Raw genomic sequence first — 15,557 nt, 5'->3', positions numbered from 1 at the left:
GTAAGTTGTGATAGATATATTTGAAAAATCGTTGATATATTGTAAGTTGTGATAGATATATTGAAAAAATCGTTGATATATTGTAAGTTGCGATAGATATATTTGAAAAATCGCTCATATAAATTCATATACTAAGATATAGAACAAAAAAATAGAGCTACTATACAAGGTCATTCACGTGTTATAATGCGTGAATTAAATATGCGTATATAAATAGTTTCCTAGCGTGATGCGATGTCATGTATGATTAGTGTAACAACTAGAGGTGAATAAAGGATGTTAACGTTTTTATTTGAGTTAGACAAAAATCTCCCGCAGAAGGATGAGCCACGGTATGATGCTTATTCAAAGGGCTTTATCGAAGGAGATGTAACGATTTGCGCGAGTGACAGCGTATTTTTTCAAAAATCATGTATGAAGGTTGCAGAGCTGGGGATTTATTTAGGTCAGTGGATGGAACAAGTTCAACATGGGCAGAACGTGCCTATGAAATATGAAACGGCTGACCGTGAAGAGGTAATTCTTGGTTTCTTCTATGAAGAGGATCATAATCAATGGACTGTTTTTTCCAGCTGGCAAGAATTTGAACTTCAAGAGCGTATAGCTACTGCAACATTAATAGAGAGTGTTCAACGCTATTTGTATGAGCTAAATAAAGAACTGCGCATGATAGAATATCCTGTGACGTTTGATCAGTACTTAAGAGGAGAGCGAATGATGCAGCTCTCTTACAAACGACCGTGTGATAGCAAAGCAGATACGACACCGATAGAGGTTTATAATGGAAGTGAGCAAATAGGTGTAGTAAGGGGCTATTATAAAAATACGCTGATGAGAGTGCTGGATTTTATTCCGAAAATTGGTAGTAATATTATTTATGAAATAAAGGATAGTAAGGACAATATTCGCGTCATTGCAAAGGATGTAAGTAGGCAGCGCCAAAGAAGGATTTTAGTAATGTACAAAGATAATCATGATGCAGAGCATGAAATACTTGTATGTGACGGAAAGTTATTGGATGCAAATTTCTTATTTACCTTTACATATAAGGCAGAAGAATATGTTGTTCATAAAACTTTATTTGGAATGGGAAAGTTATTACGAAAGGGCTATGTAATTGCAGATTGGAATATTCGTCTTGAGGAAGATATGTATTACATTGAGATGAATGTATATGATGAAGATTACATGCAGGATCAATACTTGCTATTAGGCGTATTTCATGCGGTTTTATATGGATAATCAATGAGAAATACCGTCATTCTTCTTGGAAAGAATGACGGTATTTTTTTTGTGATTCTTGTGACTGGACGTCTTTAATCAATCCTCAAAAATAAAAATCTCATCAATCGTACTATGTAATGCCTTCGCTATATCGTGAGCAAGTTGTAAGGAAGGATTGTATTTACCTTTTTCGAGATGACTAATTGTTTCACGTCGCACACCAACGCTCTTCGCTAAATCTTCTTGTGTCATGTTCAATTTGGCACGGTATTCTTTTATTCTCGTTACGAATGCCATGGTGCATCTTCCATTTCATCAATTGGTTTATCGAAAAAGAACATAGAAAAGCCGAATGTAAGAATGAGTGTGCCGAAAATAAGAGCGATATCAATCTCTTGTAGCGTAGGGTTTGGAAATAACATTTCAATAAACATAATGATTGTGGTAGTTAGTAACGTAACGATAAATGCATTGCGACACGATTTATTGACAATTTGTTCAAACAGTTCATCGTGTTGAACTGTTCTATACGATGTGAAAAAGGAGAAGAAACAGAACATAGTAAACAATCCTTTTTCATAAAAAAATCCGAGGAAACCGAAGAAACCGAGAAATCCTAAATATTTTATCCAAGTTGTTTTCATGATAGGTCCTCCTTACGTTGTTAGAAATAAGTCACGTTATGTTACAAATATATCACAATTGGATAGGAATGGTAATAATAGTTTTCCAGTTTGCTTCATAATAATAGTAAAAAGAGGAAATATGCTGCGAAATAAAGAGGATAATATTGTAAAATGGTTGTAAGGAGGGGGAGGAAGAAATGCTAACTTGGATCATGATCGTTGTATTACTTGTAGTGATTACTGTCATTGCGACGGTGTTAATTGGGCGGAATGGTGATGCAAATTATAGCAAAGCGACAAAGGGGAATATTAAACGCTTAACAATGATTTATATTATACTAGCTGTCGTTTTAGTTGTTGGATTAGGGGTGTATATTTATTTTAAAGGTTAAATATACTGAAAAATGTAAAAATCTTAAAATAGAACTATGCTATAATATCAATATAGTTATTTGGTAATTAAGGAAAGGATTGGATGAAATGATTGAAATTACGAATGTGTCAAAAAGTTATAATGGGTCTACCTATGCAGTAAAAGACTTAAGTTTATCTGTACCTAGCGGCGAAATCTTTGGATTTTTAGGACCGAATGGTGCGGGTAAATCAACGACAATTAAGATGATTACTGGTATTCACGGGGTGGACAAAGGGACTATTACGATTAACGGAAAAAATATTATGGAAGAGCCGATGGAAGCGAAGAAGACGTTTGGTTATGTACCAGATAGTCCAGATATGTTTTTACGATTAAAAGGAATTGAATATTTAAACTTTATGGCCGATATGTATGAAGTGCCGAAAGAAGTACGACAAGAACGAATAGAGTCTTTAGCGAAGAAGTTTGATCTTTATAATGCTTTATCTGATCAAATTCAAAGTTATTCGCACGGTATGAGACAAAAAATCGTTATTATTGGTGTGCTCGTACATGAGCCAGATGTATGGATTTTAGATGAACCATTAACTGGGCTTGATCCGAAATCTGCATATATTTTAAAAGAAATGATGAGAGAGCATGCGGATAAAGGAAAGATTGTATTTTTCTCTACACACGTATTAGAAGTGGCAGAAAAATTATGTGACCGCGTCGCGATTATTAATAAGGGAAACCTTCAGTTTAAAGGGAATTTAGATGAAATGAGAGATCATTTTAAATCCAATGAATCACTTGAAAAAATGTTCTTGGAGATGACGGGCAATGAGTAAAATTTGGACGTTAACGAAAGTATTATTGAAATTAAATTATGCAGATTTTATAACAGATAAGAAGAAGCGATGGGCGTATGTATTTTCATTTGCAGCTATTTTATTTGTCGGCTTTTTACTGTTTGGTTCTATCACGCATGCAATGTATGAGGGAATGATACATTTAGGGCAAGATCCAGGAATGATTATCGCAATGGGACTTGCGATTGCGAGTATATGGGTATTTTTAATGAGTATTACGAACATTTTAACTGTATTTTACTACAGCAATGACATTGAAATGTTATTACCATTACCATTAAAACCAGCGCAAATTATTTCAGCCAAATTTTTAACAGTATTAATTACACAATACGTAATGAGTTCATTTATTTTATTACCGATCTTTATTACGTACGGTTTAAAAAGTGGCGCATTTATTACATATTACATATATATGATTTTCATTTACTTACTCTTCCCAATTGTGCCGTTAGTACTAGCTTCGTTACTGATGACAGTTATTATGAGGTATACAAATATAGCGAAAAATAAAGACCGAGGAAATATATTTATTGGAATCGTAAGTATACTATTTATTGTAGGAATTAACGTATTTTTGCAGTGGAAAAATAAAAGTTCGTTTTCTGAAGATGCAATTGCGGATTACCTTGCAAACAACCAGTCTTCTCTTTTAGTACAAATGACAAACTATTTTCCAACTACATATTTTGGAGCAGTAGCAATAGTAGAAAATGCAAATTGGAAGGGACCTTTATATGTAATAATCTTTGCAGTTATTTCATTTGTCTTCTTTGTGTTGTTTTATTACATAGCAGAGCGTACATATTTAAAAGGGGTTATTGGACTTTCAACGAGTACAGCAAAGAAACAAGTTATTTCGGCGGAAGGTTTACAGAAATCAACAGTACAAAGTTCGCATTTAAAAGCGTATGTGAAAAAAGAATTTAAAACGTTATTCCGTACACCACAATTTTTCTTAAATTGCATTGTACAAACTTTCGTTATGCCAATTATGTTGTTCTTTATTTTATTTGTGCAAGATGGAAATTTAAAGTTTATTACAGAGTATATTAACAATTCAGAGACAACGGGATTTGCAATTGGTGTTGGCCTTTGTGCATCGTTATTTTTAATGGGTAGTAACGTCATTGCAACAACGTCATTTTCGCGAGATGGAAGCTCTTGGTTTGTGAATCGTTATTTACCAGTAAAGGCTTCGGATATCTTTTTTGCGAAAGCAATCACTGCTTGGTTAATTAATGTGATCATTTTAGCAGTATTCGGTATTACGATGGCAGTTGTAGCTGGGATTTCTCCAGTCTTTATGATACTGTGGTTTTTACTAAGTGCGAACGGGTTGTTATTAATTAATTTAATCGGAACACGCTGGGACGCGCAAACTGCAGATATTCATTGGGATACAGAGCAGAAATTATTTAAAAGTCGATATACAACTTTGTGGAATTTTTTAGCTAATATTTTAATAGCTTTAATTATTGTGGGGGGAGTAAGTGTATTATACTTCTTCCTTCATGTCGGACTGTGGGTTATGTTTATCGTTTTATTTGTAATGTTTACGATTGTAAATTATATCTTTATTAAAATGTTAAAATTAGGTGCTGAACGTATACTGTCAAATATTCAATAAGAAGATAGATCCTCTGTATTCATGCAGGGGATCTGTGTATAGATGGAGGAGAAAAAGGTGAAGAAAATAGCAATTGTAACAGGGGCAACTCGTCTGAATGGAATTGGTGCAGCTGTATGCAAGGTGCTTGCTCAAAAAGGGATAGACATTTTTTTCACGTACTGGCCAAAGTATGATAAAGCGATGCCATGGGGAATGAGTGATCAAGAACCCTTTTTGCTGAAAAAGGAAATTGAAAGTTACGATGTTCGATGTGAAATGGCAGAAATCAATTTATCGCAGTCTTATTCGCCAAATCGTTTGTTTTATATGGTATCAGAACGGTTAGGTGATCCATCTATTCTAGTTAATAATGCAGTATATTCTACTCATACGAGAATTGAGGAATTAGATGTAGAGCAGTTGGATAAACATTATACAGTTAATGTTCGGGCTACTATGCTATTAAGTTCATTGTTTATAAAACATTATTCACTTAAAACGGGCGGGAGTATTATTAATCTTACTTCAGGACAGTCAGTAGGTCCAATGCCAGATGAACTAGCATATGCAGCAACGAAAGGGGCAATTGAAGCATTTACAAAGTCAGTAGCACCAGTTGCGATGGAGAAGGGGATTACAGTGAATGCTGTAGATCCAGGACCGACGAATACAGGATGGATTACAGAGGAGCTGAAGCATCATTTAGTATGGAAGTTCCCGCAAGGTAAAGTAGGAGAACCGGTGGATGCTGCGCGCTTAATTTCTTTTTTAGTAAGTGAAGAAGCGAAATGGGTTACTGGGCAAGTCATTCACTCGAATGGTGGTTATTCATAAAAATATTATGTTAACAAATGTGAGAAACAAAAAACGAAAGAAAATTTTATTTTTTTTGTATAAATAAAATGTCAAGAAAGATAAAAATTTGATAGAAGAGTATATCGTCATATGAAGATAGTAATTCTTAATGTGACAATATACTCTTTTTCTTTTACTTGCGAGTAGAAAAATGAAGTAGAAGAAACTCGAATATTAAAATGAGTTTATCAGTTTTTGTACGTATTATTATGAAGATTACTGTCGGAAAGAGGATAATTCGTATGAAAAGGGATTTTTTAAGGGGGAATCGAATCGTAAAGGGGAGGATAAATTATGTAAAACATAGGGGGATTTATATGAAAATGAAAAAGGTCGCTATCGCATCGATAACAATTGGTACAATGCTTACTATGGCAGCTTGTAGTCCTTCAGCAGATAAAGAAACGGAAAAGAAAGAGCAAGTAACTGCGCAAAATGATGGAGAAGCAAAAACGACAAGTGCAGATGAAGCGTCAAAAACAACGAAAGATACTGAAAAAGAAACAAATACTTCTTCAAATGAAAAAACAGATAAGGATGCAAAAAATACGAAAGAATCATCAGGGACAGAAAGTAACGGCAAAACGTCAACTCAAAACGAAAATGTAAAAACAAAAGAAAAAGAGACGACAGGAAAAACGAATGATCAAACGACTAGCGGGAAAACAACAGATCAAAGCACAAGTACAAGCACAAACAATAATGGAAAGACAACGAAAGATCCGAAGAAAAGTGTTGCTGTGAAAACGAATGTTAAAGAAGTTGTAGCATTAATTGATAGCTTGGACAAGCAGTTAGCTGCTAATCCAAAATTGGAAACAGTGAATAAGCTTGGCAAACAAATTAATGAAAAGTGGGATGTGATTGAAAAAGAGCTAGAAGCATCACATCCGACGGATTCTAAAACAATCGGTCAAAGTATGTATCCGTTAATTGTAGGAGCGGAGAAAGAAAAAATCGATATTAATAAAATGAAATCATTAACGACGAAAACGAAAAAAGATTTAAATCAGTTATTGACGAAACTTTCATAGTTTCAAAAGCCTACTCGTGTGAGTAGGCCTTTTTTAGTTTGTTGTAATGTGCACAGTATAACTTATTTATTTTCATTTTCAATTACGATGCGAAAGGAACTGAATGCTTGTTGACTGATATAATCTTCTTCGCTAACTTTATAAGGAAATGGAAAAGCGACGAGTTGCAAATTACTTTCCTGATCCACTGAAGGCAATGTGAAATTAAAGATTTGTCTTGTTTCAGGTGCAACCTTAGTATAAACGACTTTTCTATTGTTAAATATTTCAACTTGTTTCCAATCTTTAAAAGCCACGATTGCGTAAGTCATTTCATCATTTGTTTCATTACCGTTTGATAAAATTAATTGCTTGCCTTCCTTTTCAAAGAAGACAGTTTGTAAGTTCTCTTCACGGTTCGTAACAAATACTGGTTCGTAAAGACCATCTTTTAAAATAGCATCTGGATTTATAAGGGAGAGTTTTATTTTTTCGTTTTCTTTCTGAAGAGGATGCATTGAATATCGCATACTTAGAATATCTTCTAAAATAGCTGCTTTATTTAAGTTATTATCTTTTAATTTGTATTCAGGTTTTTTAATTATTAAAAAGGTTAATTCACTTGCATTAGGAGAAGTGCGTAAAGAGATTTTCGTAGTAATTGAACTGTTTGGTTTCATATCAAAAAAATAGTGTGATATTTCATTAGTAGTATCTTCTATTTTAAAAGGTTTTTGTTCGTAATCTTCTAGAACAATTAATCCATATTTTCGGTTTTCATTAATAGTATGTACGAATGATAATGTTACATTAATTTTATTATCCTCACTAGTAATTGTACTACCATTGTTAATATGTTGGCCTTGATTATCCTTCAATCCGTAAGAAATAGTATTGGTTTGTTGCTCTCGTTTATTTTCTATGGAAGGTGGATGAGGTTGTATGAATGAAGTATTGAACAAAATATAAATTGTAAGTAATGAAATAAGTAAAACACCGCTAATAATATATATTTGTTTCATAAATAGCACCTCAATATATGTAAAATATTAGAGAAAAAAGATATGCAAGATGCATATCTTTTTTCTCTTTCTTACCAGAAAGCTTTTGTTTCGTGATTCACATCATTATAACCGCTTAATTTATAGGTATGATTACCGATAGCGTAATCATCTCCATAATAAATGCTTGTGTTGGTCGCTGTAGCACTTACAAAGGATGATTTTTTTGCACTATTACTTTTCGTATTCACTAATGAGCCATCGCCATTGAAAGTTCTTGCTTTTGCATAAACATAGTCTTCGGTCGTAGTTGATTTCGATTTAGCAACTGCATAGGGGTTACCAAAAAAGGGAGTATATACGCTAATGTTAGAGTCATTCTTAGGTGCAGCTGCAATAGTCAAACTAGGAACACTAGATGTTTTTGTTGATTGAATTGTATCAAAGTCAACTAAAACGGGCTGCTTGTCTACAGTATCGACCTCTGAAGCACTTGCGTTATTAGTAAAACCAAAACCTAAAACCGCTAACCCTAAAGTTGTCACCGATAAAGATTTTTTCATATTCACTAATTTTCCCACCTTTTTAAATTTTTGAGTTCGAACTCAATTCATACAATATATGAAAATTTCGAAACTCTCAATGGTTTATTCCATACTTAACTTTTCTTTTACTTTCGATTCAACATGTCTTCATTTGCAAAAAAGCGAATATATCTTCTAATGCTTAGCCAGCAAGGGATACAGGTTTAACTTTATGAAATTCGTGTAAATTTAAATCTATTCATGTCAGAATCTCTGTTATTTTTAAGTTCATATGGGAAACTTATTAAAAAAAGGATGGTGACAAAAATGACAATCGATCGAATTTGTACAATTGGACCCGCAAGTAATAATAAAGAAACGTTAGCACAGTTAATAAAGAATGGTATGAAAATTGTTCGACTGAATTTATCGCATGGCACGCATGAAAGTCATAAAGACATCATTCGTTTAGTGAAATCATTAGATGACTCTATTAAATTTTTGGGTGATGTACAAGGACCTAAAATAAGATTAGGTGAAGTGAAGGGAGAGCAAATTACACTTCAGGCAGGAGATTCTTTTATTTTACATACACAATCAGTTACAGGGAGTAATACAGAAGCGAGTGTTGATTATGAAGGAATTGCGAATGATGTAAAAGTAGGCAGTAGAATTTTAATTAATGATGGAGAAGTTGAATTAATTGTTGAAAAGATAAGTACGGACAAAATAGAAACGAAGGTAAAAACAGGTGGCAATATCTCATCTCATAAAGGAGTTAATTTACCAGATGCGGCTGTTCGTTTACCAGCTATTACAGAGAAAGATAAAAAAGATATTCAGTTTCTTTTAGAGGAGAATGTTGATTTTATCGCGTGTTCTTTCGTAAGAAAACCTAGTCATATAAAAGAAATACGAGATTTTATACAACAGTATAAAGAAACGTCACCTAATATAATTGCAAAAATAGAAACGATGGAAGCAATCGAGAATTTTCAAGATATATGTAAAGAAGCAGATGGAATTATGATTGCGAGGGGCGATTTAGGAGTAGAGTTACCGTATCAATGCATTCCGCTTTTACAGAAAATAATGATTCAGGAATGTAATCGAACGAATACATATGTCATTACAGCAACACAAATGCTTCAATCTATGGTAGATCATTCTATTCCAACAAGGGCAGAGGTGACTGATGTGTTTCAAGCTGTACTGGACGGAACGAATGCAGTTATGCTTTCAGCTGAAAGTGCATCAGGAGAGCATCCAATCGAAAGTGTAAGAACATTACGTCTCGTTTCAGAATTTGCGGAACATGTTAAAAAAGATGGACCTTTTGCGATGAAAGATGTACTGCAATTACTGCGTGAGTCTCTGGATGAGTAATAAATAAAAAGAGGGCGGATATACATCCGCCCGCGTGTTTTTCATTCATACTATTCTTGCTCTTGCTCATCCAAAATCTTTTCAAACGCAGCAGATACTTTATCAAACTCTTCATCATTTTCAATGTATGAAAACTCATTATCTTCTTCTACTTTTAAAAAGAAAATATCAATGTCTTCCTCAGTTTCTGTTTGGATATCTTCAACAAAGGCAACTGCAATATATTCTGCACCTTCGACATCCATCGCTCCAAGTACTTCTACTTCTTGCTCTTCGTTATTCTCATCACTAAGAGTAAACACTTCGCCAACTTCAATATCAGACATATTCATTCTCCTCCTGTTCGACTCTAAAAATAGAGCACTCAAACTGTATACATACTAACATATCTTTCCATGAAAAACCAAATTCATACGTAAGAAAACAATTCATTCTTCTTTAGTATGAGTATACAGCTATTAGGAGCATTATTTGTCTGTGCTATATTACTTAATCCATTCAACAATTGTATCCATAGTCTGTCTTGTTTTATCACGCTTTGGCTCTTCTTTACGGTAACCAAAGGCAACCATAACTGATACTTCAAGATTATCGCCTTGTATAATGCCTTCTTGACGAAGTAAAGAATCTACTTCCTCTTTATCAAATCCTTCTATTGGACAAGAATCAATACCGATTTGAGCTGCGCTCGTCATCATATTACCTAAAGCAATATAAGTTTGTTTAGATGCCCAATCAAATACAGCACGATCGGATTGTAATAAGTTAAAATCTGATTCCTGGAACTTTTTGAAGAATTCATATCTAATTTTTTGAGTGTCTTCAGGCAATCCAATAATATCGTTCATCATATATTTAATATACTCTGCATCATAATGCATATCTTTAATGTTTCTTGAAAGAACAATAACAAAATGACTAGCTGTTGCAAGTTGCCCACCAGCGCCCCATGAATACGGTTGTAGTTTTTCTCTTAATTCTTTATTTTGTACGACAATAAATTTCCAAGGCTCATATCCAAAAGAAGAAGGAGATAATCTGCCTGTTTCTAAAATAAATTTGAAATCCTCTTCTGAAATTTTGTGCATAGGATCGAATTCTTTACATGCATGTCTGAAATGAAAAGCCTCCATAATCTTTTCTTTTGTAATTTCATTTGTATTTGTCATAAAAGTTCCTCTTTTCATGAATTTATTTTTGTAAGTAAATTATATTTTTAAAGTAACACAGATACAAGTACGCACATTTATGTGGTATAGTATCAAAAAAGATACTATTGATAAGGGAAGGGATTTATTATGGATTGTTCAAATGAAAATAATATAAATTACCCATTTTTAAATAAATATTCTTGTCCAGTTGAAGCTATGGTTGAGGTGATTGGAGGGAAATGGAAAGGGGTAATTTTGTATCATTTATTAGATGGTACAAAGCGGTTTAATGAATTAAAAAGATTAAAACCAAATATCACACAAAGGATGTTAACACAGCAGCTGAGAGAACTTGAAGCTGATGGGATTATACATCGTGAAGTATACCGTGAAGTACCACCTAAAGTTGAATATTCGTTAACTGAGCTTGGTGAATCACTACGTCCAGTGATTCTATTAATGATGGAATGGGCAACTCATAATATGGAGAAGGTTTTGGAGAATAGGAATACGAAAAATAATAGTTAAGAGTTGAAATTGATATAGACGAGTTATGTGAAATAGTTGTAGAAATAAAAGGTGTTTCCATACGTGAAAACACCTTTTATTTCTATATTTTTTACTTTTTAACTTCAACTGCTGAAGTTGGAAAGTTATTTAAGTTTGCAGTTTGACCATACCAATCAGCATGTTTAAAAACAACACCTTTTCCATATCCGTCAGTTGAAGTACGTTCCCATAGTGTTGTTGAGTAGCTAGCAGTAGGAGCTGCTGTACGTACAGAAACAATTTGATTTTGCCAACTAGCAGACAAGTTTTTATAACCGCTACTTAGAGAAAAATACTCGCTACCTTGATTTGTAAGTTTATAGAAGTCTGTACTACCAGGTCCGCTTCCTCCAACACCAAGGGGAGTGATTGAATGATTCAACCTTTGTTTATCTTTTTCAATAAAAGACTCTAAACTTTCTTTGCTCGAAAATCCATAAGATAACCAGTCTCCATTTTGATTTTGTTTCGGTAGAACTAACGTTATTTTTACGTCTTCCTTTGATGGAGCACTCAATTTGTTAAACGAATCAACAGTCTTTTCATCTACAGTTACATATTCGAAAGAGGAAATCGTATAATCTTTTTCGGTACTAGCTGATACTGATCCCAGTCCTCCAGTTAACGACGAGACAGTTAATAATGCACCTGCTACCAACTTTTTCAGCATGGATTCATCTCCTTAAAACTTAGATTTTTTACATAACTAAAATGTATGTTAATTTGAATGTTTTATAAATATTTAGAAATTTATAAAAATTAAACAGAATATTCTTTTATTATTCTGAAGTAAGGAAAGTAATTAAAAATGAAAAAAGGTTTACTTAAAAAGTAAACCCTTTTTGCTGACCTATTTCAAAACTCAATGGATGAAAGTTTCATTTTATCCATCTATGAATCATACACTTCTTTTGCATTCGTAGAAGCAGCATCTAATAAAAGGAAAATGGCTGCTATCATATGTAGAAAGATGTCTATATAAGGAAAGAAGGCAACTAGAGTAACGATAATACCGATATACTGAGGGTACGTATTCATGCCTTCTTTTTTAGCTAATAAAATAGTAGTGATATGAAAAACAATCAATAGTAGTAAAGGTAACCCATATAGGTTAACAAGACTTGGAAATACATAATAACAAGGAAGTAATAAAAGATGATAGATCCCTGTAGTCCACTTTAGTGCTTGAATGTAGGTTTTCAAAGTTAATCCTCCTAAAACAATTCATATCTATATATTACCAAAAATAATAGGTAATTGGATATTGTTTATTTGTATTTTTAATAGATTATAATAATTTTATGTAAACTAATTGTTAGGTATCTATAAAATAGAAAAACCACCCAAACGAGGGTGGTTCGTATTATAAATAACTACTTAAAGAAGAAATCGGAACCTTCACTTCACTACCTTCCTTCATATTCCGCAGCATAACGGTTTCTGTACTAAGTTCGTCTTCCCCAATAATAAGCACATAAGGTATATTCTCTTTATTGGCATAATTAAGGGCGCGTTTTAATTTGCGTCCTGCTAGTTCAAGTTCGACTTTTAAGGAAGTGGTGGAACGTAATTGCTGGGCAATTTGTAAGCATTGTAACTCTGTCCCAAGCGGGATGATAAATAGATCCGCTGTAGATGAGATTGTTTCTTTCTGCGATAGTGCTGTATAAATAACGTCTAAACCGAATGAAATACCGACTGTTGGATAGTTTATATTATCACCACGGAAAGCTCCGATAATGTTATCGTATCGACCACCGCTACCGATGCTAGATGTAATCGATCCATCTTTTAAAAAGATTTCATATACAGTACCTGTATACATTGTGAGTCCTCGCGCTAAAAACGGGTTGAATATCGTATTTTCATTTATTCCAAGGGCGATTAAATATTGCTGTAATTGTTGTAGTTCGTTTACTCCATCGGCAACGAGTGGATTATTGAAAGTTTCTTTAAAGTCAGCGATAGTAAGCTTTAGACAAGATAATACGGTATTACATATCGTATCAGCCATTTCTTCAGAAATTCCGCGCTCTAATACATCTTTTCGTACACCATCAATCCCAATCTTTTCGATTTTATCTAATGATAAAATGACGTCACTTGTTAACTCAGTAGGGATGTTAATGGCCTGAAGAATACCATTTAACAATTTTCGGTTATTATATTGGATCGTTATCTCTAAGTTTAACGTTCGGAACAGTTCAAACGCCATACCCATAAGTTCAGCTTCTGCCATGACAGACTCAACACCGACGATATCAACGTCGCATTGTATAAATTCACGAAATCTTCCTTGTTTAATTGGCCCATCTCGAAATACTTTCCCAATCTCATAACGTTTAAAAGGGAGGCGGAGGTTCGGATTCATTGCCACAACTTTTGCGAATGGAATAGTTAAATCGTATCGTAAGGCGAGCTCACGTTTCCCTTGATCCTGAAGTGTATATATTTCTTTTAATATTTCATCGCCACCGCCGTACTTGTAAGACATAAGCTCATACATATTTAACGTCGGCGTTTCTAAAGGTTTGCATCCGTATCGTTCAAACGTATCTTCACAAGCTCTTTTAATTTTATTTCGCAGCACTTGTTCTTCTGGTAAATAGTCTTTCGTTCCTTTTACATTTCTCATTTCCATCATAATCACTCCTTTTTTAAATTAAAAAAAGCTATGCAGGTATAAAAATACCCACATAGCTTTATGAACGCTTCGTGGGTCAACAGGAAAAGCCCTGTACCCACGAAGAAAAACTTTTCTTCGGATACACGGCGTTACGTATGATGATGAAGTTGGAAAGAAGTATTAAAATTTCGCATTACAAATCTCTCCTTAACGTAAGTTTTTCCAAATTATATCAGATGATTTTTGAATTATCAATATTTTTAGTTTTGAAAAATACGTGAAGTTATGTAGGAGAAATGGAAAAGGGTGTATAATAAAGGAAAACTTAATGATATGAAATAAAGTTTTAAGGAGAACGTTATGAAAAAAGATAAAACAAATGCGATGCGAATATTAGATAAAGAAAAAATTGAATATTCGATGATGTCATATGATCCAGACGATGGGAAAATTGATGGCGTATCAGTAGCCGAGAAAATTGGACGAGAAGTGAGAGAAGTATATAAAACGTTAATCGCTCAAGGGAATAGTAAAAATTATCATGTGTTTATTATTCCGGTAGATGAGGAACTAAATTTAAAAGCTGCCGCAAAAGCAGTAAGTGAAAAGAAAATTGAAATGATTCCTGTTAAAGATATTACGAAAGTGTCAGGATACATTCGCGGCGGTTGTTCACCAGTTGGAATGAAAAAGTTATTTTCTACATGTATCGATGAAAGCGCCCAATTACTTGATAAGATGATAGTGAGCGGCGGGAAAATTGGTATACAAATTGAGCTGAAAGTTGATGACTTGGCGAAAGTGACGAGAGCGCAGTTTGGAGAGGTAACGAAGTAAATATACATAGGAAAAGAAGTTCTGGTTTTATCCCGCTATTCGCCGGGCAGTAAGTAAGACCCTCACCTCAAAATTCAGCGGAAGCAAAGAAATTAGGTGGGGATTAATTGCCCGTAAAAGCACGATTGGTGAGGGCTGATAATCAGTGGGGATGAACAAAACCCCCACTGATTAAAGTTTCACTTTATTGAATTTAGATAATAATTTATAGGATAGTTAGTCCATTATGGGGCTGATTGTCCTTTTTTATTTACAAACTGGATAAAGATTGAATGTTTAGTTTGATATAGGCATGTAATCTGAATTGTTTGTTTGGCTTTGGGAGGAGGACAAAGGCTCGGTGCGAGGACTTTAAATAAGTTACTCTTAAAGATAGACAAGTGACGGGAGAGTGTTTAATGGAGGTTCAAGAAATACCCTAAGAAAGCACGTATTGGGGGGCAGTGTGTTGGCCCCCATCGGCTAAAAGTATGAAAGATTTTATACAGTTTTTTTGCTAATCCAGTAACAAACAAGAACACTAAAACCGCGTTAGGATAGGAATGTATAAAAAATGTCTAGATTCATAGAACTAAAAAAGAAGTTTCACTTGTGAGAGCAGGGTTCTCCTTTTTCATTGCTACTGATAATGAGACGTTATGTTAACTAATTTTGAATATCGTATACAGACTAAAAACAGAGAAAACTTCCTGTTGTGTAGGGTATTTTTTCTATTTTTTTGATGATAGTTGTTAACTGATGTCTCACATTTCAAAAAACAACTTTTTTGTTTGCTTGTCCACACCATTTCACCTCTTTATGAATTATATAGTATTAAAGACCAACTATGAAAAGTCAAGGGGACATTTTCAAAAAATATTGCTAGAGGATTTTGAAAATAAATCCACTGGATTCGATAGGAAGTGGCTAAACGTCTTCATAAAGTA

Annotated in this window: 18 protein-coding genes; 9 read left to right on the top strand and 9 right to left on the bottom strand. The window is 33.8% G+C overall.

The window, feature by feature from the left end; translation table 11 throughout:
* Positions 1–276: 276 nt before the first annotated feature.
* Positions 277–1,242: a tubby C-terminal domain-like protein gene (locus tag MR168_RS19215; RefSeq protein WP_086411606.1), complete on the top strand. Its 966-nt coding sequence runs from the start codon at positions 277–279 to the stop codon at positions 1,240–1,242.
* 78 nt (positions 1,243–1,320) lie between these two features.
* Here MR168_RS19215 and MR168_RS19210 read toward each other — a convergent pair whose 3' ends face one another.
* Together MR168_RS19210 and MR168_RS19205 are read right to left on the bottom strand one after the other, a co-directional pair.
* The gene (locus tag MR168_RS19210) at positions 1,321–1,521 is read right to left on the bottom strand and encodes a helix-turn-helix transcriptional regulator (RefSeq protein WP_000896323.1); all 201 of its coding nucleotides are present in this window, start codon (positions 1,519–1,521) and stop codon (positions 1,321–1,323) included.
* Positions 1,509–1,868 carry a DUF3796 domain-containing protein gene (locus MR168_RS19205; RefSeq protein WP_000859224.1) on the bottom strand — a complete coding sequence of 120 codons (360 nt, stop codon included), beginning with the start codon at positions 1,866–1,868 and terminating at the stop codon, positions 1,509–1,511. The genes MR168_RS19210 and MR168_RS19205 overlap by 13 nt, the downstream gene beginning before the upstream one ends.
* Positions 1,869–2,047: 179 nt before the next feature.
* Between MR168_RS19205 and MR168_RS19200 the strand changes: the two genes are divergently transcribed.
* The 5 genes from MR168_RS19200 to MR168_RS19180 all read left to right on the top strand — a co-directional run bounded on the left by MR168_RS19200 (position 2,048) and on the right by MR168_RS19180 (position 6,578).
* Entirely contained in the window at positions 2,048–2,242 is a 195-nt protein-coding gene (locus tag MR168_RS19200; protein ID WP_000958863.1) for a hypothetical protein, read from the top strand.
* 88 nt (positions 2,243–2,330) lie between these two features.
* Complete coding sequence (locus MR168_RS19195) at positions 2,331–3,056, top strand: ABC transporter ATP-binding protein (protein WP_000570206.1); 726 nt, start codon at positions 2,331–2,333, stop codon at positions 3,054–3,056.
* Positions 3,049–4,707 (top strand): putative ABC transporter permease subunit, encoded by a 1,659-nt coding sequence (locus tag MR168_RS19190; RefSeq protein WP_086411607.1) that lies wholly within the window; start codon positions 3,049–3,051, stop codon positions 4,705–4,707. The genes MR168_RS19195 and MR168_RS19190 overlap by 8 nt, the downstream gene beginning before the upstream one ends.
* A gap of 57 nt (positions 4,708–4,764) precedes the next feature.
* Positions 4,765–5,523 carry an SDR family oxidoreductase gene (locus MR168_RS19185; RefSeq protein WP_000716965.1) on the top strand — a complete coding sequence of 253 codons (759 nt, stop codon included), beginning with the start codon at positions 4,765–4,767 and terminating at the stop codon, positions 5,521–5,523.
* A 338-nt stretch (positions 5,524–5,861) separates the two neighbouring features.
* Positions 5,862–6,578: a hypothetical protein gene (locus tag MR168_RS19180; RefSeq protein WP_000782545.1), complete on the top strand. Its 717-nt coding sequence runs from the start codon at positions 5,862–5,864 to the stop codon at positions 6,576–6,578.
* A gap of 62 nt (positions 6,579–6,640) precedes the next feature.
* On the opposite strand, the gene MR168_RS19175 is transcribed toward MR168_RS19180, so the two are convergent.
* Positions 6,641–7,579, bottom strand: coding sequence for a hypothetical protein (locus MR168_RS19175; RefSeq protein ID WP_000810153.1), 939 nt, complete (start codon positions 7,577–7,579; stop codon positions 6,641–6,643).
* A gap of 71 nt (positions 7,580–7,650) precedes the next feature.
* A complete protein-coding gene (locus MR168_RS19170) occupies positions 7,651–8,127 on the bottom strand; it encodes a hypothetical protein (RefSeq protein ID WP_001056353.1) in 477 nt (158 codons plus the stop codon).
* Positions 8,128–8,409: 282 nt separating this feature from the next.
* Between MR168_RS19170 and MR168_RS19165 the strand changes: the two genes are divergently transcribed.
* Positions 8,410–9,468: a pyruvate kinase gene (locus MR168_RS19165; RefSeq protein ID WP_000151083.1), complete on the top strand. Its 1,059-nt coding sequence runs from the start codon at positions 8,410–8,412 to the stop codon at positions 9,466–9,468.
* Positions 9,469–9,518: 50 nt separating this feature from the next.
* Here the strand turns inward: MR168_RS19165 and MR168_RS19160 are convergent, their stop codons facing one another.
* Both MR168_RS19160 and MR168_RS19155 read right to left on the bottom strand, forming a co-directional pair.
* Entirely contained in the window at positions 9,519–9,800 is a 282-nt protein-coding gene (locus MR168_RS19160; RefSeq protein ID WP_002005464.1) for a DUF1292 domain-containing protein, read from the bottom strand.
* A 153-nt stretch (positions 9,801–9,953) separates the two neighbouring features.
* Complete coding sequence (locus tag MR168_RS19155) at positions 9,954–10,637, bottom strand: NAD(P)H-dependent oxidoreductase (RefSeq protein WP_000185709.1); 684 nt, start codon at positions 10,635–10,637, stop codon at positions 9,954–9,956.
* Between the two features lie 129 nt (positions 10,638–10,766).
* On the opposite strand from MR168_RS19155, the gene MR168_RS19150 reads away from it, so the two are divergent.
* A complete protein-coding gene (locus MR168_RS19150) occupies positions 10,767–11,147 on the top strand; it encodes a winged helix-turn-helix transcriptional regulator (RefSeq protein WP_086411609.1) in 381 nt (126 codons plus the stop codon).
* 91 nt (positions 11,148–11,238) lie between these two features.
* On the opposite strand, the gene MR168_RS19145 is transcribed toward MR168_RS19150, so the two are convergent.
* From MR168_RS19145 to MR168_RS19135, 3 genes are all read right to left on the bottom strand, one after another.
* Complete coding sequence (locus tag MR168_RS19145) at positions 11,239–11,838, bottom strand: hypothetical protein (RefSeq protein WP_000914421.1); 600 nt, start codon at positions 11,836–11,838, stop codon at positions 11,239–11,241.
* 221 nt (positions 11,839–12,059) lie between these two features.
* Positions 12,060–12,371 carry a hypothetical protein gene (locus MR168_RS19140; RefSeq protein WP_000860724.1) on the bottom strand — a complete coding sequence of 104 codons (312 nt, stop codon included), beginning with the start codon at positions 12,369–12,371 and terminating at the stop codon, positions 12,060–12,062.
* A gap of 160 nt (positions 12,372–12,531) precedes the next feature.
* Positions 12,532–13,809: a histidine--tRNA ligase gene (locus MR168_RS19135; RefSeq protein ID WP_000425991.1), complete on the bottom strand. Its 1,278-nt coding sequence runs from the start codon at positions 13,807–13,809 to the stop codon at positions 12,532–12,534.
* Positions 13,810–14,154: 345 nt separating this feature from the next.
* Here MR168_RS19135 and ybaK point away from each other — a divergent pair, with 345 nt between their 5' ends.
* Positions 14,155–14,631: a Cys-tRNA(Pro) deacylase gene (gene ybaK / locus MR168_RS19130; RefSeq protein WP_000710857.1), complete on the top strand. Its 477-nt coding sequence runs from the start codon at positions 14,155–14,157 to the stop codon at positions 14,629–14,631.
* The last annotated feature ends 926 nt before the right edge of the window (positions 14,632–15,557 follow it).

Origin of the sequence: Bacillus cereus group sp. BfR-BA-01356 (assembly GCF_022663635.1) — a bacterium.
In the GTDB taxonomy this organism is placed as follows: Bacteria; Bacillota; Bacilli; order Bacillales; family Bacillaceae_G; genus Bacillus_A; species Bacillus_A cereus.
Note: the sequence above shows the minus strand (reverse complement) of the source record. Positions and strands in the feature narration are given on the sequence as shown.

Excerpts from the sequence above, each read along its gene's own strand:
- MR168_RS19165 (WP_000151083.1), top strand. The coding sequence starts at position 8,410 with ATGACAATCGATCGAATTTGTACAATTGGACCCGCAAGTAATAATAAA.
- MR168_RS19200 (WP_000958863.1), top strand. The coding sequence starts at position 2,048 with ATGCTAACTTGGATCATGATCGTTGTATTACTTGTAGTGATTACTGTC.
- ybaK (WP_000710857.1), top strand. The coding sequence starts at position 14,155 with ATGAAAAAAGATAAAACAAATGCGATGCGAATATTAGATAAAGAAAAA.
- MR168_RS19215 (WP_086411606.1), top strand. The coding sequence starts at position 277 with ATGTTAACGTTTTTATTTGAGTTAGACAAAAATCTCCCGCAGAAGGAT.
- MR168_RS19175 (WP_000810153.1), bottom strand. The coding sequence starts at position 7,579 with ATGAAACAAATATATATTATTAGCGGTGTTTTACTTATTTCATTACTT.
- MR168_RS19160 (WP_002005464.1), bottom strand. The coding sequence starts at position 9,800 with ATGAATATGTCTGATATTGAAGTTGGCGAAGTGTTTACTCTTAGTGAT.
- MR168_RS19155 (WP_000185709.1), bottom strand. The coding sequence starts at position 10,637 with ATGACAAATACAAATGAAATTACAAAAGAAAAGATTATGGAGGCTTTT.
- MR168_RS19190 (WP_086411607.1), top strand. The coding sequence starts at position 3,049 with ATGAGTAAAATTTGGACGTTAACGAAAGTATTATTGAAATTAAATTAT.
- MR168_RS19205 (WP_000859224.1), bottom strand. The coding sequence starts at position 1,868 with ATGAAAACAACTTGGATAAAATATTTAGGATTTCTCGGTTTCTTCGGT.
- MR168_RS19145 (WP_000914421.1), bottom strand. The coding sequence starts at position 11,838 with ATGCTGAAAAAGTTGGTAGCAGGTGCATTATTAACTGTCTCGTCGTTA.
- MR168_RS19150 (WP_086411609.1), top strand. The coding sequence starts at position 10,767 with ATGGATTGTTCAAATGAAAATAATATAAATTACCCATTTTTAAATAAA.
- MR168_RS19210 (WP_000896323.1), bottom strand. The coding sequence starts at position 1,521 with ATGGCATTCGTAACGAGAATAAAAGAATACCGTGCCAAATTGAACATG.
- MR168_RS19135 (WP_000425991.1), bottom strand. The coding sequence starts at position 13,809 with ATGGAAATGAGAAATGTAAAAGGAACGAAAGACTATTTACCAGAAGAA.
- MR168_RS19180 (WP_000782545.1), top strand. The coding sequence starts at position 5,862 with ATGAAAATGAAAAAGGTCGCTATCGCATCGATAACAATTGGTACAATG.
- MR168_RS19195 (WP_000570206.1), top strand. The coding sequence starts at position 2,331 with ATGATTGAAATTACGAATGTGTCAAAAAGTTATAATGGGTCTACCTAT.